We start from the raw sequence: 18653 nt of genomic DNA on the forward strand, positions 1-18653 counted from the left end.
AACCAGTCGGGACTACTGCTCGAGGGTGAACACCACGTCATACAGCCCCGGATGGGCCTGCCCCAGCGCCGCGTTGCGGTCGAGGAATCCCGCGCCCCGCAGTGCGTCGATCACAGCCAGCGCAGAGTCGAGATCTTCGCACTGGGCATAGTTGGTTACCCGCGTCCCGTCATGGCTGCGGTGCACGCTTGCCGAAATCCAGCCGGGCGTCTGACGTGCGAAGCGGGCCGATTCCGCGAGCAGATCGATCAGCGCCTGCTGACCGCCTTCGGCAACGGTGAAGGTGTTGATCTGGGTGACGAGGTTGCCACCGGTTCGGATGATGGGCATGGACTGCTCCTTTGCTAGTGGGCAGCAGGAGGCAGGCTTGACGACGAAAGCTCTTGCACGCCAAGCCCACCGGGCACTGCTGCACCGGTGTGCTTGTCGTGGGTCCGCCGAAGCGGTACGGAGCTTCCTTACGGAATGGGCGGGCTTACCGGTTGCCGCCCATGGTCCTTTTCGACACCGCCATGCTAACTGTGCGACGGCTCGTCGGCGACCGTCCGCCCGCGCGTCTTGATCAGACTCGCGACGGTGGTGATCACCAGGATCACCGCGATCACCCCGATCGACAGGCCGGTCGAGATCTCCGGCACCTTGACGTGCTCGCCGCCGTTGATGAACGGCAGGGTGTTCTCGTGCAGGGCGTGCAGCACCAGCTTCACGCCGATGAACGCCAGGATCAGTGACAGCCCGTAGGACAGATACACCAACCGGTCCAGCAGGCCGCCGATGAGGAAGTACAGCTGGCGCAACCCCATCAACGCGAAGGCGTTGGCGGTGAACACGATGTAGGGCTCCTCGGTCAGCCCGTAGATCGCCGGGATCGAGTCCAGGGCGAAGAGCAGGTCGGTGAACCCGATGGCGATGAGCGCCAAGAACATCGGCGTGACGGCCCGGTTGCCGCCGATCTTCGTCAGGAATTTGTCACCGTCGTAGTCGTCGGTGGTGGGCACGATCTTGCGCACCAGGGCGATGATCCGGCTGTCGCGCTTCTCCTCCACCTCCTTCTCGTGGCCGGCCTCGCGGGCGAGTTTGGCGGCGGTGAGCACCAGGAAGACGCCGAAGATGTAGAACACCCAGCTGAACGTGTTGATGGCCGCGGTCCCCAGGGCGATGAACCCGGCCCGCATCACCAGCGCCATGACGATGCCGATGAGCAACAGCTTCTGCTGGAACGCCCGCGGCACCGCGAATGTGGCCATGATGACGGTGAACACGAACAGGTTGTCGACGCTCAGCGCCTTTTCGGTGACGTAGCCGGCGAAGTACTCCCCGGCGAACTGCCCACCCCACTGCCACCAGACCACGAAGCCGAACACGATGGCCAGGCCGATGTACACCGCCGACCAGGTCGCCGACTCGCGGAACGTCGGTTCGTGGGCCACCCGCACGTGAGCGAAGAAGTCGAAAACGAACAATCCGAGTATCACCGCGCAGGTGACACCCCACACCATGACCGATACGTTCATGACTTCCATTATTCGGCATTAGCCAGGCTTGACCGCCAACACAGGTTTCGGGCACTCCACCAGCAGTTGTTGCGCGACGCTGCCGAGAAGCAGTTTGCCGACCGGATTGCGGTGACGCAGGCCGATCACCAGGAGATCGGCGTCGGGGCGCTCCATCGCCTCCAACAGCGCGTCGGCGGCGTACACCCCGACCGGTTGGGACAGCTCGTAGCGCACGCCGCAGTCACGCAACCGGTCCTCGATGTCGCGCACCTCGCCGGGCTGGGCGAACGCGGCGTCGACGTAGGAGTCACCCGGTGTCGAGTTGACCACCAGCAGATCGGCGTCGCGCAGCGCGGCCTCGGCGATGCCGGCGTCCAGCGCAGCCCTGCCGAACTGGTCATTGGTGTATCCGACTACGATCATTTTTTCTCCTCGCGCAAGCGCTCGTCGACGATCATGATGCCTGCGCCTTCTCTCGCTGATCCTTGTCGTCCTCGACGACCAAGAGCGTCTCCTCGTCGCGGTGCAGGAGTCGCAGTATGAGCGGAATCGCCAGCAGCACCGCCATGCAGAGGTACGTCACGATGGCGACCGGCTCGGTGAACAGGCTCGACCATTCGCCCCCGCCGATCTGCAGGCTCTGGCGCAATTGTCGTTCGATGCGCGGGCCCAGGATGACGCCGATGATCAGCGGCAGTATCGGAAGGCCGAACCGGCGCATCATCAGACCGAGCAGTCCGAACAGCAGCAGCAGTGCCAGATCCAGCGGCTGGACGTTCACCGCGAAGGCCCCCAGGGCGGCGAAGAACAGGATGCCGGCGTACAGGTACGGCCGCGGCGTGCGCAACAGCTTGGCCCAGAGCGGCGCCAGCGGCAGGTTGAGCACCAGCAGCAGGAAGTTGCCGATGAACAGGCTGGCGATCAGCGTCCAGATCAGCAGCGGCTCTTTACTGAAAAGTGTTGGTCCGGGCTGGATTCCATAGGATACGAAGGCGGTGAGCATGACCGCAGCCGTGGCGTTGGTCGGCAGGCCCAGCGACAGCATCGGCACCAACGTGCCCGCGGCGGAGGCGTTGTTGGCCGCCTCGGGCCCGGCCACTCCTTCGATGGCGCCCCGCCCGAACTCCTCTGGATGCTTGGACAGCTTCTTCTCGGTGATGTAGCTCAGGAACGTGGGCAGCTCAGCGCCGCCGGCGGGCAGGGCTCCGAACGGGAACCCGAACGCGGTGCCGCGCAGCCACGGCTTCCAGGACCGCCGCCAGTCATCACGACCCATCCACGGCCGGCCCACCGGAATCACATCGGCCGGACGCCGGCGCAGGTGCGCAGCCACCCAGAGTGCCTCTCCCACAGCGAAGATCGCGACCGCGATCACCACGATGTCGATGCCATCGGAGAGCTGCGGGATACCGAATGTGGCGCGTGGCTGGCCGGTGAGGAAGTCGATGCCGACGATGCCGATCGCCAAGCCGAGCACCAGCGAGATGGCGCCGCGCAACTTCGACGAGCCCAGCACCGCGGTCACCGCCACCAGCGCGAAGAGCATGATCGCCAGATACGACGGCGCGCCGAGGGTGACGGCGAACCGCGAGATCGCGGGGGCGAACGCGGCCAGCAGCACGGTGCCGATGGTGCCCGCGACGAACGAGCCGATCGCCGCGGTGGCCAATGCCTGCGCGGCTCGTCCTGCTTTCGCCATCTTGTTGCCCTCGATGGCGGTGATCACCGACGACGACTCCCCCGGAGTGTTCAGCAGGATCGACGTGGTGGATCCGCCGTACATGCCGCCGTAGAAGATGCCGGCGAACATGATGAATGCCGCACTGGGGCTGACGTTGTAGGTGATGGGAAGCAGCAGCGCCACGGTCATGGCCGGCCCGATGCCGGGCAGCACACCTACCGCGGTACCCAGCAGCACCCCGATCACGGCGTACAGCAGGTTCATCGGGGTCGCCGCCTCGGCGAAACCCTGCATCAGCCAGTTGAAGTTGTCCATCTAGAGAATCCCGTCCAGGATGCCTGCGGGCAGCGGGATTCCGAGCCCGGAGTAGAACGCGTAGAAGCTGGCCAGTGCCAGGACAGCGCCGATGACGATGTTGCGCACGTAGTGCTTGCTGCCCAGAATCGTTGCCGCGCCGGCGAAGAACAGCGCGCTCATGATCACCCAGCCCAGCAGATTGACGAGCAGGATCATCGCGACGAACAGCGCGATCAGCAGGCCGACGGTACGCCAGTCCCCCGGCGCCTCGGGATCGATGTCCTCACCGGCGTCGGCCTCACCCTTGCTACCGCGCGGGATCGCAATAGCCAGCACCACCGCGAGCACCAGCGCTGCTATGCCGATGGTCAACGGAAAGAACTTGGGCCCAACGGGATCCACCTTGGCGAAGCCTTCATCGAGCGTCAGCCCGCTGTAGACCAGGAATCCGCCGACGATCACCAAGACGGCGACCACAATGTACTGCGCGTAGTCGGGGCGGCTGTCCGAGACTGCCTGCCGGTCATCGATGCTCACAGCAGCCCCAATTCGGTCAGCGTCGACGAGACGCGGTTGTCCTGATCGGAGAGGAACTGCTCGAAGGCCGCACCGGTGACGAAGGCATCGGTCCAGCCGTTCTTGACCAGCGCCTCTTTCCACTGACTCGTGCCGTGCAGCTCCTCGAGCGCTTTGACCATCGCGCCCTTGGCGTCGTCCGAAATACCCGGCGGCGCCAGCACTCCACGCCAGTTGGCGAACGTCAGGTCGATACCGGATTCCTTGAGCGTCGGCGCATCGATGCCCTTGACCCGTTCCGCGCTGGACACCGCGAGCACCCGCAGCTGGCCCGCCTCAATCTGGTCGATGAGCTCACCCGGGCTGGAGGTTCCCACGGTGATCTTCTTGCCGAGCAGCGCGGTCAGCAGGTCGCCGCCGCCGTCGTAGGTGACGAAGTTGACCTGTTTGGGATCGACGCCGACTTTCTTCGCGACTTCCATCGGGAACAGGTGATCGGGCCCGCCCGGTGAGGAGCCGCCGCCGATGGTCACCTTGCTCGGATCTGCCTTCCACGCCTCGACGAAGTCGCCCACGGTCTTGAACGGCGAATCGGCAGGGACGAATATCGCCCCGGGATCCTCGATCAACTTCGCGATGGCCGTCGCGTCGGAGGCCTTGATCTTGGATCCGTTGGTGTAGGTGGCGCCGACGACGCCCAGACCCATCGTCATCATCAGGTCGCCGTTACCCCGCTCGTTCATGAGTCGGGCCATCGCGACGGTTCCGCCGGCACCCAGCACGTTGAACACCTCGACGCGGCCGGTGATGTCCTGGTCCTCCATGATCTTCACCGCGGTGCGCGCGGTGAGGTCGTATCCGCCACCGGGGCTGTTGGGCACCATCATTCGCAGCCGGTGCAGCCCCTGCGGGTCGTTTCCCCGGGTGACCCCGCACGCGCTCAGCGTCACCGCCAGCGCCACTATGGTGGCAACCGCCCGGAACAACGGTCGTCGACTACGACGCAACATCGTCATGCCCCTTCGCATAGATGTGATGCTCAGCAATACTGGTAGACATGGTGACCGGGGTCACTCTTTGGGACGCAAAGGAAGTTTTGGTCGTTGTGGTCATCGCTGGTACGTAGCGGCCGAAGCCTGGCTGGCCAGTTCCTGGTGTTCCAGTTGCTCGTCGTCGCAGTCGTGCTCACGGCCGTGGCCGCCGTCAGCGTCGCACAGTCGACCAAGGAGTTCCGTGACGTACGCGGGCAGCGGATGATCGCCGTCGCCGAGAACGTGGCCTCAACGCCACTGGTGCGCGAACGGTACGCGGATCCGTTCGCGGCCCGGCTGCTGGCGCCCGATGTGGACCGGGCGATCGCGCTGTCCGGTGCGGACCTGGCCGAGATCATCGACCCCGCCGGGGTGGTCCGGGTGTCCTCGGACCCGTCTCGCGTCGGCAGGCAGGTGGGCTTCGGCCCCAGCCGGGTCACCGAGGGCCGGGCCTGGTTCGGCGACGCCGATATCGACAGCCGGCACGCCCTGATCGGCCAGGTGCCGATCCTGTCCACCACGGGCGACGTCCTCTCGGTGGTGTCGGTCAGCGAGCCCTATCCCTCGGTGTGGCAGCTGCTCAGCGGTGCCGGCGAACGGCTGCTGGTGTACCTGGGACTCGGCGCCGTTCTGGGCCTGGGTGCCTCGTGGCTGCTGTCGCGACGGATCAAGCGGCATACCCGAGGGTTGGAGGTCGCCGAGATCGCCGGACTGGCCGAACATCGAGAAGCGTTGCTGCACAGCATTCGTGAGGGTGTCATCGGAGTGAACACCGACGGGGTGATCACCGTCGTCAACGACAGCGCGCAGGAGCTACTGGGCATCGGATCCGATGCGGTCAACTGCAGTGTGCGCGACGCCGGAATCGACCCGGCGGTGGCCGACTTCCTGCTGTCGCACGAGGATGGCCACGACGTCGTGATCGCCACCCCCAACCGCGTGCTGGCACTGAATCGTCGCGCGGCAACCAGCCAGGGCCAGCGGATCGGCACGGTGACCACGATGCGCGACAGCACCGAACTGGCCTCGATGCAGGGCCAGCTCTCGTCGCACAAGAGTGTCACCGACACGCTGCGGGCGCAGACTCACGAATTCGCCAACCAGCTGCATACGATCTCCGGGCTGGTCCAGCTCGGTGAGTACGAGTCGGTCCGCGAGCTGGTGGGGGCCCTCACCAGACGTCGAGCTGAGATCAGTGATGCTGTCACCCAACATATTTCCGATCCGGCGGTCGCCGCGCTCCTGATCGCCAAGACCACTCTGGCGGCCGAGAGCGGAGTGTCGCTGACGCTGTCCGCCGACTCCCACCTGGCACCGCTGAGTCCGGCACTGGCCACCGACGTCATCACCGTGCTGGGCAACCTCATCGACAATGCCGTCGAGGTATCGGTGGGCTCGGCCGCCCGCCTGGTCACCGCGCGGGTCGACGACAGCGACGGCCTCAGCATCGAAGTGGGCGATTCCGGACCTGGTGTGCCGCAGGAACTTCGCACGCAGATCTTCTCGCGTGGCGTGACCTCCAAACCGGACGTTCCCGGTGGTCGTGGGATCGGTCTGGCCCTGGTCCGGCTGATCACCGCGCAGTACGGCGGCACGGCGCAGGTGCGCGACGCACCCGGCGGCGGCGCGCTCTTCGTCGCCCGGATGCCCCGCGTAGAGTCGGTCAGCCATGCGTGAAGTACTGGTGGTCGACGACGATTTCATGGTCGCCGAGATTCATCGCCGCTTCGTCGACCGTGTCGAGGGCTTCCACACCACCGCGGTGGCCAACACCGGTGCCGCCGCACTCGACGCCGCGAACAGGCTGCGGCCCGACCTGATCCTGCTCGACGTCTATCTGCCCGACATGAGCGGCCTGCAGGTGCTGCAGGGGTTGCGGGCCCGCGGTGATGCCGTGGGCGTCATCATGATCACCGCCGCCCGCGAGCTCGACACCGTCAGCGGCGCGCTCGACGGCGGGGCGACCGACTACCTGATCAAGCCGTTCGAGTTCGAGCAGCTGCGAACAAAGCTGGCGGCCTATGCCGCGCGCGCCGACGCCCTGGGATCGGCCGAGGGCATCGACCAGACATTGGTGGACGCGGTGTTCGGCCGCTCCCCGGTGGCGGCGGAGACCCGTCCCATGCCCAAGGGCCTCGGGGCCGAAACCGGCAAACTGGTCCTCGATGCGGTCCGCACCGCGGGCGAGGTGTCGGCCGCGGAATGCGCCGATCTGATCGGCATCTCCCGGGTCAGCGCCCGCCGCTATCTCGAGCATTACCTGCAGGCCGGTGCGGTCGGCCTGCGTCTGCAGTACGGAGCGGGGCGGCCCGAGCGCCGCTACCACCCGACCTAGGCCGGTTTTCTCGGCGCGCGCCGGACCCGACCGGCTGGCATGATCCGGTGCTTATGACTCTGCACCACCTTCCGGCGACACCACAGACGGTGCACTGGGGGTTCTTCGATCCCCGGCAACCGCCCGCGGTGACGGTGGACTCCGGCGACGTGGTGGAGATCGAGACCCTGACCCATCACGCAGGCGATGCACCCGACCTGTTGATGGACGACGGGATCGCGGACGTCTTCGCGCAAGTCAACGATCGCGGTCCCGGCCCGCACATTCTCACCGGGCCGATCGCAGTCGCCGGGGCGCGTCCCGGTGACGTCCTGCAAGTCGACATCCTTGCGGCCACCCCGCGGCTGGCCTACGGCTCCAACCTGGCGGCCCACTGGGGTTACCTCTACCGCGAGCTGCCCGTGGAACGGGTGACCATCTACGAACTGGACACCGAAGCGCTGCTGGGGCGGGCCCTGTTCGGCTACGACTGGACCACGACGCCGCTGGCCGACGCCCCGGGCACCATCGTCAGCCCGGCCGAGAGTCGGCGCGAGCCCGCGCTGCCCGGCGTCGTCGTACCGCTGCGTCCACACTTCGGCACGATGGGCGTGGCCCCCGCGGAAGCGGAGCGGGTCTCGTCGGTGCCGCCGGGTGATCACGGCGGAAACGTCGACAACTGGCGGATCGGCGCCGGCGGCCGGATGTACTACCCGGTGCAGGTTCCCGGCGCGCTGTTGTCAGTGGGCGATCCGCACGTCTCCCAAGGCGACGGGGAGGTGAGCGGAACGGCCCTGGAGTCGTCGCTGAACGGGTTGCTGCGCTTGACCATTCGCCGCGACCTGCCGTTCGTCGTGCCGGTGCTGGAAACGTCGACCGAGCTTCTGGTGCACGGCTTCGGTGACACCCTGGACGCAGCGATGAACAGCGCCGCACTGCGCGCCCTGGACCTGCTGGTGCGCCACTTCGGCTTGACCCGCCCCGACGCCTACTCGTTCATGTCGGTGGCGGTGGACTTCACCGTGACGCAGGTGGTCGATCAGCGCCAGGGCGTGCACGCCCGCATCGACAAGCGGTGCTTCCCGCGGTGGCAGAATCCGGCGGCATGACCGGTATCCAGGCGTTCACGTTCACCCCGGCTGATGGCGTTCCGCCCGCGGTGGCCCCGTTCTCGCATGCCACGGCCGCCGGGCCGACCCTGTATGTGACCGGGCAGATGCCCACCGACACCACCGGCGCCGTGGTCGGCACCGACGTCGCCACCCAGACAGCTCAGGTGTTGCGAAACCTGTTGCGGGTGACCGAACTGTGCGGCGGCGGCATCGACGACGTGGTGTCGGTGCGGGCTTTTCTGACCGATTGGTCGGACTACGCGGCGTTCAACGACGCCTACGCACCGTGGTTCCCCGACCGGTTACCGAGCCGAACCTGCGTCGGCACTACAGGACTCGCCGTGGGTGCATGTGTGGAGATCGACTGGGTGTGCTGGCGAGCCGGGGGCTGGCCGGGCTTGGGCTGACCGGGCTTGGGTGACCGCCTGGCCGTCGCGGCGTAGGCGATCCAGGACACCAGCACGGCGGTGAAGGCAGCCGCCTGCGCATAACCCGTTGCGCCCGAGGGATACATGACACCGGTGATGTAGTGGTCGATGAAGCCGGCCGACCCGAGCGGCGGCAGACCGGCCCGCGGCCGGGCCCACTGCTCCAGCGCCGTCAACGGGCACCAGAAGTGCAGGGCGACACTGCCGATTCCCCACAGCACGATCGGGACATGCAGCCAGATGGAGCGCCGCCAGCGCAGCGCGAGAAAGCCCCCGCTGGGCAGGTAGATCAGGAACGCGAAGTGCGCAGCGACCACCAGCCAGACCACAAGGGTGTAGAGCGCTGTCATGTGCCACCTGTCAGCCGCGATTGCCGCTACGGGCCAGGATACGCGCCGCGGTCTGCTTCACCTGCTCGCCGAGCCAGGCGATGGTGGCCGCGTCCAGGGTGGTGAACGGGGCGGCGGTCACCGACATGGCGACCTGGCCGTCGGGTCCGGCGATCGGCGCCGACACCGTGGCGATGTTGTGCACCGAATCGGTCCCGAGTTCCTCCGGCAGCACGTCGATCACGCTGAGGTCGGCGAACGCGCGGGCCAGTTGCGCGGTGATCGCGTCCACCTCGCCGTCGTCGCTGAGCGCCCGCAGTGCGGTGTAGACCCGCAGGTACTCCCGGGTCAGGCGCTCGACGACGAAGCCGCGTGCGCGGATCTCGTTGATCACCTTGGCGATTCGGGTGCGCAGCGCGCCACTCGGCTGCCCGATGGCCTCCAGCCAGGTCCGCTGCGCATCCGCATCCGACCAGGCCACATAGTCGCGCCCGAAGGGGGCGACGAACGGGGTGCGCATTCCCCGGCCGATCGCGGGTGCGGCGGCCGTCTGCCCTGCCACGTCGACGATCACCAAGCTGTTCTCCTCGCGGCGCGCGAGGTACACCTGGGTTCCGGTCACCGCCGCCAGGCCCTCGAGTTCGGCCCGGAACGCCCCCGCGCCGGTGAGACCGGTGATGGCGCTCCCCCAGGCGTACTTCGCCGTGCCCGAATCCCGGCTGACCCAGTCGCGGGCGGTCAGGGTGGCCAGGATCGCGTGGCCGGTGGCCCGGCTGATGCCGAGGCGACGGGAGATCTCGGCGAGCGAGAACTGGCGGCCCGGATCGGTACCCAGCATTTCCATGATGGCGATGACCCGCTCGGTGGGCGGGGAGGACGCTTGACGGGCACCGTCGGCCGCGTCTACGTTGAGCGTCATATTTCCGAACAGTACGTCGGATATTCGACACTAGCAAGGGATGTGCGGATGTCGTCAACGCTGACGCTGAATCTCGACGACCTCACCGCACCCGTGCTCACCGATGTCCAACAGCAGATCCTCGAGTACACCGAGGCACGCGAGGTGGTCCTCGACGCGGACCGGATGCTGCAGGAGGCGGTCACCCAGGCCGGTGTCGACGACCTCGCCGACACCGACGGGTTCGCCGATCGCCTCGCGGCGCACATCGCCGCCATCGAGTCCGACACCGGGCTGCGACAGCTGAGCCGGGGCACCCTGCGCTCCCGGACAGTCCGCCGGCTGCGTAACCGGCTCTCGCTCAACGATCTGCTCACGCGGTACCCGCACATCGAGTCCATCGAGATCGAGAAGCCGCTGATCGTGGTCGGCATGCCCCGCTCCGGGACGACGCATCTGGTGAACCTGATCGCCCAGGATCCACGCCGGCGCGCGCTGCCGTACTGGGAGAGCGACGAGCCGATCCCGGCCCGCGGCCACGGGCCCGACGTATTCGGGGTGGACCCCCGCTACACCAGGGCCAAAGCCGAGCACGAGGCCCTGATGGCCAGCACCCCCTACGTCGCGGCCATGCACGACCGGTTCCCCGAGGCCATCGAGGAGGAAGTCGAACTGCTCGACCTCGACATGGCCGGCTATGTCCTCGAATGGCATGCCAGGGTGCCGGCCTGGCGGGACTACTACCTCGGCCTGGACCACGTTCGGCACTACGGCTACCTCAAGAAAGTGCTGCAGGCGTTGACATTCCTGCGCGGCCCGCGCACCTGGGTGCTCAAGTCGCCGCAGCACGCCGAGCAACTCGGGCCACTGATGGCGACCTTCCCGGATGCCACCGTGGCGTTTACCCACCGCGATCCGGTGGCCGTGATCCAGTCCGCGATCACCATGATGGCCTACTCGGACCGGTTGCGGCGCACAAGTATCGACCCGGACTGGCTGGTCGACTACTGGTCCGACCGGATACACCGGCTGCTGAGCGCCTGTGTTCGCGACCGGGCACTGGTGCCCGCCGATCGCAGCATCGACATCTCCTTCCACCACCTCAACGGCAATGAGATGCCGGTGCTCGACGAGCTCTACGCACTGGCCGCGGTGGACATCGGGCCCAAGGTGGCCAAGCGATTCCAGGCCTATACCGACAGCAACCGCCGTGGCGGCAAAGGCCGCATCCCGTATGACCTGCGTGGCCATTTCGGCGTGGACCCGGCCGAACTGCGCTCCCGATTCGACTTCTACTTCGACCGCTTCGACGTCCGCCCAGAGACCTGAGAGGCCACCGTGACACCCATCTACCGCAGCCGCCCCGGCGCCGACGCGATGGCGCCTGCCGCGGCCGAGGCCGCCTACGAGGTGGCGCCCGGAATCTGGTGCTCCCCGGGCCTGACGAACACCTACCTGCTGACCACGTCGGCGGGCCGGGTGATCGTGAACACCGGGATGGGCTTCGAGGGGCCCGTGCACCGGGCCAACTTCGACGCCGTCGACGACTCCCCGGTGCGCTACATCGTCATCACCCAGGGCCACTACGACCATGTCGGTGGCCTGGACACGTTGCGCGACCCACAGACTCAGGTTGTCGCACAAGCCAACTGGGAACAATGGCGCGACGACAACGAGCGGCTGCTGCCCTACCGCGCAAACCGCAGCGCGTTCGCGTTCTCCGGCCGGCTCGCCGAGGGCATCGCGCACATCCAGGCGCGGTTCGGCAAGAAGCTACCCCCGCAGAGCGCCGCGACGGCCGACATCACCGTCACCGACCGGCTGAGCCTGGAGGTCGGTGGCCGGCGGCTCGAGCTGATCGCCACACCAGGCGGGGAGACCACCGACTCGATGGTGGTGTGGCTGCCTGACGAGCGGGTCTGTCTGTGCAGCAACACCTTCGGCCCGGTCTTCGGTCACATCCCGAACCTGGTGACGATCCGCGGCGACCGCTACCGCGATGCGCTGACGGTGATCGACACCGTCGAACGTGTCCGCAGCCTGCAGCCCGAGGTGCTGCTGACCGGGCACTTCGATCCCATCGTCGGGGCTGCGCTCATCGACGCCGAACTGAGCAGACTGCGCGACGCCATCCAGTACATCCACGACCAGACCGTCGCGGGGATGAACGCCGGCAAGGACGTCCGCACGTTGATGCGTGAGATCAGCCTGCCCGCCGACCTGGAGGTCGGGCAGGGCTACGGCAAAGTCGCCTGGGACGTGCGGGCGATCTGGGAGAACTACTCCGGCTGGTTCCACCACAGCTCGACCACCGAGTTGTACCCACTGGGCCCCGAGGCGGTCAGCGCCGACCTGGTGGAACTGGCCGGCGCCCAGGGGATCGTCGAGCGGGCCCGGGCGCACCTGGACGCGGGCCGGCCGCTTGAGGCGATTCACCTCGCCGAGATCGTCACCGACGCCCGGCCTGAGCACCCGGACGCCCGCGCGGTGCTCCGGGGCGCCCACGAGACGCTGCTGGCCGGCAGCGTCAACTTCTGGGAGACCGCATGGTTGACCAAGCAAATCGAGAGGTACTCATGACCGCCAGCGTCAGCTTCGACTTCACCGGAACCCGGGTGCTGATCACCGGTGCGACAAGCGGTATCGGCCACGCGGTCGCCGTGCTGTTCCGCGACGCGGGCGCCGAGGTGACCGTGACCGGCACCAAGGCGCACGCAGGCGACTACGACACCGACCTGTCCGGAATGAGCTACCGGCAACTGGTGCTCACCAGCACCGACTCCATCGACCAACTGACACAGGACATCCCGGTGCTCGATGTTCTGGTCAACAACGCGGGGGCGAACTTCCCCGGCGGCCTCGACGAGTCGGCGCCCGACGGGTTCGCCGCATCGGTGGCGGTCAACCTCACCGGTCCCTACCGCCTGACAGTCGGCCTGCGCACGGCACTTCGTGCCTCCGAGCTACCCGGCGGAGCCAGCGTGGTCAACCTGTCCTCCATGTCGGCGCTGCGGGCGGTGCCGCTGGTGCCGGGCTACGGGGCGGCCAAGTCCGGGATCATCAACGTCACCCGCAACCTCGCGGTGAAGTGGGCCAGGTACGGCATCCGGGTCAACGCCGTCGCGCCCGGCACCATCGACACCCCGATGACCGCGCCGATGCAGGGCGCCCCTGAAATCGTCGCGAGTGAAATTGCCCACATCCCCGCCGGCCGGATGGGCACCGTCGACGAGATCGCGCCGACAGTGGCGTTTCTGTGCACAGCGCAGAGCAGCTACATCAACGGGGCGGTCATCGTGGTCGACGGCGGCTCGGACTGCGTCTGACCTCCGATCTGCCGTACCGTGATCGGGTGCCCAGCAAGGTCCTGTTCATCTACAACGATCCGATCGCCCCAGAGGCGCTGCTCGGGGAGACGTTCACCGAGCTCGGCTTCGACGTGGACACCTTCGAGGTGGTGCCCGCGGATCGGACCGCCAACCCGGCGGTCGAGGTCAGCTTCCCCGATCCGACCCGCTACGACGTGATCGTGCCGCTCGGTTCACGCTGGGCGGTCTACGACGAACGGCTGCCGTGGGTCGCCGACGAGATCGACACGGTGCGCCGCGCTGTCGAGGCCGACGTGGGCGTGCTGGGTATCTGCTTCGGCGGTCAACTGGTGGCCACCGCACTCGGCGGTTCGGTCACACGGTCGGACTCACCCGAGGTCGGCTGGCACCACGTGCACAGCAGCGACCACGACCTGGTGCCCGAGGGCCGCTGGTTCCAGTGGCACTTCGACCGGTTCACCCCGCCGCCGGGGGCACACGAGATCGCCAGAAACGACAGCGCGTCACAAGCTTTCGTGAAGGGCCGGGCGATGGGTCTGCAGTTTCACCCCGAACTCGACCACGGTCTACTGGAACTGTGGATCAGCGACGACCTGGGCCGCGTCGACGGCGACATGCAGCGGCTGGGGCTGCGCCACGAGGACCTGCGCGCCCACACCGGTCACCACGTCGACGACGCCGCCCGGCGGCTGCGCCGCCTGGTCCGGGGATTCCTGGACAAGGTGGCGGGCTAGCTCGCCGCGCACCGTCGCGACCGCATCCGGAACGGCCTGCGCCACAGCACTACTCAAGCCTTTGCCGTATCCCACGTCGACGACGCCGACGCTGACGACCAGCAGCCGCCCGGGCGCCCGGCCCAGCACCCGGGCCAGTTCGTAGGTCTGGGCCAGGTTCAGATCGTGTGAGCTGAACACCGCCGGCGAGGCCAGTTCGTCGATACCGCAGCACCGGATCTGCCCGGGCACCACGTACTCCCCCGCCGCGGCGTCGATCACCACCGCCAGATCTGCGCCGTCCCAGGCGTCGATCAGGGCGGCCGGTTCCACCGCACAGCGCACGACCGGCACTCCGGGGCATTGCCGGGCCACCTCGGCCGCCACCACGGGACCGACACCGTCGTCGCGGCGGTGTTCGTTGCCGATCCCGATGACCACCCTCACCGGCGGTCGATCGTGAGCGTCAGGAAATGTGTCGCGCACGAGATGCACGGGTCGTAGTTGCGAATCGTGCGCTCGCACAACGTCGTCAGGGCGGCATCGTCGAGATCTCCGCCGGCCAGCACCACCTTGGCCAGGTCGTCCTCGATCGCGGCCTGGTTCTGGGCGGTGGGCGGCACGATCACCGCCGCCTTGATCAGCCCGTCGTCATCGATCTCGTAGCGGTGATACAAGAGGCCACGGGGCGCTTCGCTGACTCCGTGTCCGACGCCGGGCCGGGCCGGCACGTCGATGAACGGCCGCGCCGGGCGCTCGTAGTCGTCGATGATGCGCAGCGCTTCCTCGACCGCGTAGACGGTTTCGACTGCGCGGACCACGATGCTGCGGAAAGGGTTTCGGCACTCGTCCCCCAGTCCGGCAGCGCTGGCGGCCTGCCGGGCGACCGGTGAGAGCAGTGCGGAGTTCAACGAGTACCGGGCCAGCGGACCGGTCAGATGACGCGCGCCGTCCAGGGTGGCGTGCAATGCGGTGGAATGCGGCACCTGGGATTCGCGGACATGGTCACTGAACTCGGCGATGGGGAACGGAGCACCCGCACTGCGGGTGATCGTGCCGTCCTCGATGGCATAGCGCGGACCGGTCAGCGCCAGCAGCTCGTGGTCCACGGTGACATCGGGGAAGTCGAACCCGGCCACCCAGTGCACGGTCGCCAGTGCATCGTCGAGGGTGCCCCGCAACAGCTCGGCCATCGGTTTTAGGTCGGCCTTGGTGGGCACCGAGTAGAAGCCGCCGAGGCGGACGTTGACCGGATGGATGGCGCGGCCGCCGATGAGTTCCATCAGCCGATTGCCGGCCTTCTTCAGCGCCAGCCCGCGTTCGACCGCGGCCCGGTGGTTCTTGGCCACGGCGATGATGTCGGGCTCACCGAGGAAGTCGGGCGCGTGCAGCATGTAGATGTGCAGGGCGTGGCTGTGGATCCACTCCCCGCAGTACAGCAGCCGGCGCAGCGCAATCACTTGGGGGTCGAGCGTGACGCCGCAGGCGTCCTCCAGCGCATTGCATGCGCTCATCTGGTAGGCCACCGGGCAGATGCCACAGATGCGGGCGGTCAGGTCGGGCGGCTCGGTGTGCGCGCGACCGCGCAGGAAGGCCTCGAAGAACCGTGGCGGCTCGTAGATGTTGAGCTCGACGCGCTCGGGCACACCGTTGCGCATCTCGACGTGCAGGGCGCCCTCGCCCTCGACTCGGGTGAGGGCACCGACGCGGATGGTCCGGGAGTCAGTCATGGCTGGGGTGCTCGGCTTCCAGAGCATCGTGAAACTGCGTGACGTTGAACGTGTCGAACACCCGGTGCACGTCGGGTCCGGACATTCCGTCGCGGTGCAGAAGCGGGATCATCGCCGGCATGTTGGGGGTGGCCGCTGGGCCGAAACACCCGTAGCAGCCGCGGTGGTGGCGCGGGCACAGTGCGCCGCAGCCGGCGTGGGTCACCGGCCCCAGGCAGGCGATGCCGTCGGCGACGGTCACACACGTCACCCCGGCCCGTTTGCATTCGGTGCACACGGTGGCCGCGGGCAGTCTGGGTTTGCGGCCGACCAGCAGCGCGGCCAGGGTGTCGAGCAGTTGGCGCCGGTCGATCGGGCAGCCCCGCAGTTCGTAGTCGACGGTGACGTGCGCCGAGGCGGGAGTCGAGGTGGCCAGGGTCTGGATGTAGTCGGGGCGGGCGTAGACCACGGAGGTGAACTCGGCGACGTCGGCGAAGTTACGCAGCGCCTGGATGCCGCCCGCGATGGCACAGGCGCCGATCGCGACGAGAACCCCTGACTGTTCCCGGATCTCGCGGATGCGGCGCTCGTCGGAGGCGGTGGTCACCGAACCCTCGACCAGCGAGACGTCATACGGGCCGCCGACGAACGCGCTGGAGGCTTCGGCGAACGTCGCGATCTGCACCTGCTCGGCCAGCGTCAGCAGTTCGTCTTCACAGTCGAGCAACGTGAGCTGACATCCGTCGCAGGAGGCGAACTTCCACACAGCCAGGCTGGGCATGTCAGAGCTCCTTGGTTTCCAGCAGCGGACGCGCCACGTCGTAACCGACGACCGGCCCGTCGCGACATAGCAGCAGCGGGCCCAGCTGGCAGTGGCCACACCAGCCGATGCCGCACTGCATGTTTCGTTCCAGCGATACCCGGATGTCGCCGGGCTGCACACCCTTGTCCAGCAGTGCCTGGGCACCGAAGCGCATCATCTGTTCCGGGCCGCACAAGAATGCCGTCACCCGCGCGGGCGTCAGCGACAGCCGCCGCAGCGGCTCGGTGACGAACCCGGTCTCACCGGGCCAGCCCTGGATCGGCACGTCCACGGTCAGGTGCACTTCCAGGCGTGGATCATCTTGCCAGCGTTGCACTTCGGCGGTGTAGAGGAAATCGCGCTGGGCACGCGCACCGGCGATGAGTACCACCCTGCCGTAGCGTTCCCGCTGCGCCAGCGCACCGAGAACCACCGGACGCAGCGGCGCCAGACCGACTCCGCCCGCGACGATCACCAGGTCGCGTCCGGTCGCCTCGTCGAGCCCCCAGCTGGTGCCGAACGGGCCACGCACCCCGAGGGTGGTGCCCGGCTCTGCCGCACACAGCGCCGCGCTCACCGCACCGACGTTGCGGATGGTGTGGGTGATGGTGCCGTCGGAGGACGACGGGTCACCGCTGACGGAGATGGCCACCTCGCCGACTCCGAAGGCGTAGAGCATCATGAACTCCCCCGGGCGCGGCGCGGACAGCTCGGTGGCGACGGGTTCGAGGCACAACGTGACCGAGTCGGCGTTCTCGACGACCTTCGAGCGCACCCGGTAGGGCATCGGCGCCATCGCCGAGGACTCCGGCGCCCACCCGCGCGTCATGGCCTCACTCATGGTCCTCCTCGGCGAGCCGGGCGAAGGTCGCCATCTCCTCGGTGATGTCGATTCCGGTGGGGCACCAGGCAATACAGCGCCCGCACCCCACGCAACCCGACGTGCCGAACTGGTCGTGCCAGCTCGACAGTTTGTGGGTGAGCCAGTGCCGGTAGCGCGAGGGACCCGAGGTCCTGACCGGTCCCTCGTGGACGAAGGTGAAGTCCAGCTCGAAGCACGACGCCCACTCCGACCACCGTTCGGCGTGCTCGCCGGTGAGGTCGGTGACATCGGAGGTGCTGGTGCAAAAACAGGTCGGGCACACCATGGTGCAGTTGCCGCAAGTCAGGCAACGGCTGGCGACGTCGTCCCAGTGCGGGGATTCCCGTGACTCGGAGAGCAGCCTGCGCAGGTCGACCTCGGGCATCCGGCGTCCCATCAGGGCCGCCGCGGCCGCGACGTCGTCGGCAGCGGCCGCGGTCTCGGCCACTTCGGCCGGCCGGTGCGGGACCGCGGCCAGCACTTCGGCGCCGGCCACGCTGCCGGTCTCGACCACGTAGGTCGGCTCCGCGCCGTCGAGTCGCTCGGTCAGCGCCAGGTCGTAGCCCGACCGGCAGCCCGGGCCGGTGTCCATCGAGGCGCAGAAGCACAGGTTGCCGGGCTCGGTGCAGTTGACCGCGACCACGAAGGCCTGCCTGCGCCTGCCGACATAGGAGCCGTCGGGGTGGGCGCCACCGGAGAGCACCCGATCAAGGACTCCGATGGCGGCCAGATCGCAGCCGTGCACGCCGAGGAAGGCGTACTTGGGTTCGGGTGCGTCGGCCTCGTCGACGCCATCGGGTCCGCACCCCCACACCTTCTGGCGCGGTGGATGCAGGAACTGCTTCCAGGATTGCGGGCCCGACGAGTGCCCGAACGCGGCGAGGTCGTCGCGGCGGCGCAGCGTGTAGGTTCCCGGCGCGACGTCCACACCCCAGCCACGAGGAAGGTCGTCGGCGCTGGCCAACTCGGCGATCACGATGGCGTTGTCGCGCACAGTGGGGCCGACGACGGTGTAGCCCCGCCCGTTCAGCTCGTCGACGAGTCGGTGCAGACCCGCGCCGTCGAGGACGACGGTATCGCTGGGTGCCATGCCGCAATCGTCGCGCACGAACATGCGCTCGCGCGTGGGTCATTCG

General features: G+C 67.9%; 19 protein-coding genes and 2 pseudogenes. 8 read left to right on the top strand and 13 right to left on the bottom strand.

Annotation, left to right across the window (positions count from 1 at the left end; all coding sequences use genetic code 11):
- Positions 1-12: 12 nt before the first annotated feature.
- The 6 genes from OG976_RS02530 to OG976_RS02555 all read right to left on the bottom strand — a co-directional run bounded on the left by OG976_RS02530 (position 13) and on the right by OG976_RS02555 (position 5000).
- A complete protein-coding gene (locus OG976_RS02530; protein WP_328357451.1) occupies positions 13-330 on the bottom strand; it encodes an antibiotic biosynthesis monooxygenase family protein in 318 nt (105 codons plus the stop codon).
- A 185-nt stretch (positions 331-515) separates the two neighbouring features.
- Complete coding sequence (locus OG976_RS02535; protein WP_328357453.1) at positions 516-1514, bottom strand: TerC family protein; 999 nt, start codon at positions 1512-1514, stop codon at positions 516-518.
- Positions 1515-1532: 18 nt separating this feature from the next.
- Positions 1533-1919, bottom strand: coding sequence for a universal stress protein (locus OG976_RS02540; protein ID WP_328357455.1), 387 nt, complete (start codon positions 1917-1919; stop codon positions 1533-1535).
- Positions 1920-1950: 31 nt separating this feature from the next.
- Entirely contained in the window at positions 1951-3492 is a 1542-nt protein-coding gene (locus tag OG976_RS02545) for a tripartite tricarboxylate transporter permease (protein ID WP_328357458.1), read from the bottom strand.
- Positions 3493-4011 (bottom strand): tripartite tricarboxylate transporter TctB family protein, encoded by a 519-nt coding sequence (locus tag OG976_RS02550; RefSeq protein ID WP_328357461.1) that lies wholly within the window; start codon positions 4009-4011, stop codon positions 3493-3495. It lies immediately after the preceding gene.
- A complete protein-coding gene (locus tag OG976_RS02555; protein ID WP_442930489.1) occupies positions 4008-5000 on the bottom strand; it encodes a Bug family tripartite tricarboxylate transporter substrate binding protein in 993 nt (330 codons plus the stop codon). Before OG976_RS02555 ends, OG976_RS02550 begins: the two co-directional genes overlap by 4 nt.
- A gap of 93 nt (positions 5001-5093) precedes the next feature.
- Here OG976_RS02555 and OG976_RS02560 point away from each other — a divergent pair, with 93 nt between their 5' ends.
- From OG976_RS02560 to OG976_RS02575, 4 genes are read left to right on the top strand one after another with little or no spacing between them, the layout of a single operon-like run.
- Positions 5094-6698 carry a sensor histidine kinase gene (locus OG976_RS02560; RefSeq protein WP_328357467.1) on the top strand — a complete coding sequence of 535 codons (1605 nt, stop codon included), beginning with the start codon at positions 5094-5096 and terminating at the stop codon, positions 6696-6698.
- Positions 6691-7356: a response regulator gene (locus tag OG976_RS02565; RefSeq protein ID WP_328357469.1), complete on the top strand. Its 666-nt coding sequence runs from the start codon at positions 6691-6693 to the stop codon at positions 7354-7356. Before OG976_RS02560 ends, OG976_RS02565 begins: the two co-directional genes overlap by 8 nt.
- A gap of 53 nt (positions 7357-7409) precedes the next feature.
- On the top strand, positions 7410-8444 hold the full coding sequence (locus OG976_RS02570) for an acetamidase/formamidase family protein (RefSeq protein ID WP_328363082.1): 1035 nt from the start codon (positions 7410-7412) through the stop codon (positions 8442-8444).
- The gene (locus tag OG976_RS02575; protein ID WP_328357472.1) at positions 8441-8854 is read left to right on the top strand and encodes a RidA family protein; all 414 of its coding nucleotides are present in this window, start codon (positions 8441-8443) and stop codon (positions 8852-8854) included. Before OG976_RS02570 ends, OG976_RS02575 begins: the two co-directional genes overlap by 4 nt.
- 44 nt (positions 8855-8898) lie before the next feature.
- Here OG976_RS02575 and OG976_RS02580 read toward each other — a convergent pair.
- Positions 8899-9225: pseudogene (locus OG976_RS02580) on the bottom strand (DUF2784 domain-containing protein); the annotation flags it as partial.
- A 10-nt stretch (positions 9226-9235) separates the two neighbouring features.
- Complete coding sequence (locus tag OG976_RS02585) at positions 9236-10123, bottom strand: helix-turn-helix domain-containing protein (RefSeq protein ID WP_328357475.1); 888 nt, start codon at positions 10121-10123, stop codon at positions 9236-9238.
- 48 nt (positions 10124-10171) lie between these two features.
- On the opposite strand from OG976_RS02585, the gene OG976_RS02590 reads away from it, so the two are divergent.
- The 4 genes from OG976_RS02590 to OG976_RS02605 are packed head-to-tail and all read left to right on the top strand — an operon-like array spanning position 10172 to position 14165.
- Entirely contained in the window at positions 10172-11431 is a 1260-nt protein-coding gene (locus OG976_RS02590; RefSeq protein WP_328357478.1) for a sulfotransferase family protein, read from the top strand.
- 48 nt (positions 11432-11479) lie between these two features.
- Complete coding sequence (locus OG976_RS02595; RefSeq protein ID WP_328363084.1) at positions 11480-12682, top strand: alkyl sulfatase dimerization domain-containing protein; 1203 nt, start codon at positions 11480-11482, stop codon at positions 12680-12682.
- On the top strand, positions 12679-13428 hold the full coding sequence (locus OG976_RS02600; RefSeq protein ID WP_328357481.1) for an SDR family NAD(P)-dependent oxidoreductase: 750 nt from the start codon (positions 12679-12681) through the stop codon (positions 13426-13428). Before OG976_RS02595 ends, OG976_RS02600 begins: the two co-directional genes overlap by 4 nt.
- A gap of 26 nt (positions 13429-13454) precedes the next feature.
- On the top strand, positions 13455-14165 hold the full coding sequence (locus tag OG976_RS02605) for a type 1 glutamine amidotransferase (RefSeq protein WP_328357484.1): 711 nt from the start codon (positions 13455-13457) through the stop codon (positions 14163-14165).
- 12 nt (positions 14166-14177) lie between these two features.
- Here the strand turns inward: OG976_RS02605 and OG976_RS02610 are convergent.
- The 5 genes and pseudogenes from OG976_RS02610 to OG976_RS02630 all read right to left on the bottom strand — a co-directional run.
- Positions 14178-14669: pseudogene (locus OG976_RS02610) on the bottom strand (hydrogenase maturation protease); the annotation flags it as partial.
- Positions 14588-15874 carry a Ni/Fe hydrogenase subunit alpha gene (locus tag OG976_RS02615; protein WP_328357487.1) on the bottom strand — a complete coding sequence of 429 codons (1287 nt, stop codon included), beginning with the start codon at positions 15872-15874 and terminating at the stop codon, positions 14588-14590. The pseudogene OG976_RS02610 and the gene OG976_RS02615, both read right to left, overlap by 82 nt.
- Positions 15867-16634: an oxidoreductase gene (locus OG976_RS02620; protein ID WP_328357490.1), complete on the bottom strand. Its 768-nt coding sequence runs from the start codon at positions 16632-16634 to the stop codon at positions 15867-15869. The genes OG976_RS02615 and OG976_RS02620 overlap by 8 nt, the downstream gene beginning before the upstream one ends.
- Position 16635: 1 nt before the next feature.
- Positions 16636-17496 (bottom strand): FAD/NAD(P)-binding protein, encoded by an 861-nt coding sequence (locus OG976_RS02625; protein ID WP_328357493.1) that lies wholly within the window; start codon positions 17494-17496, stop codon positions 16636-16638.
- Entirely contained in the window at positions 17489-18607 is a 1119-nt protein-coding gene (locus tag OG976_RS02630; protein ID WP_328357495.1) for a 4Fe-4S dicluster domain-containing protein, read from the bottom strand. Before OG976_RS02630 ends, OG976_RS02625 begins: the two co-directional genes overlap by 8 nt.
- Between the last annotated feature and the right edge of the window lie 46 nt (positions 18608-18653).

The sequence above is a fragment of the Mycobacterium sp. NBC_00419 genome (assembly GCF_036023875.1).
Classification (GTDB): domain Bacteria; phylum Actinomycetota; class Actinomycetes; order Mycobacteriales; family Mycobacteriaceae; genus Mycobacterium.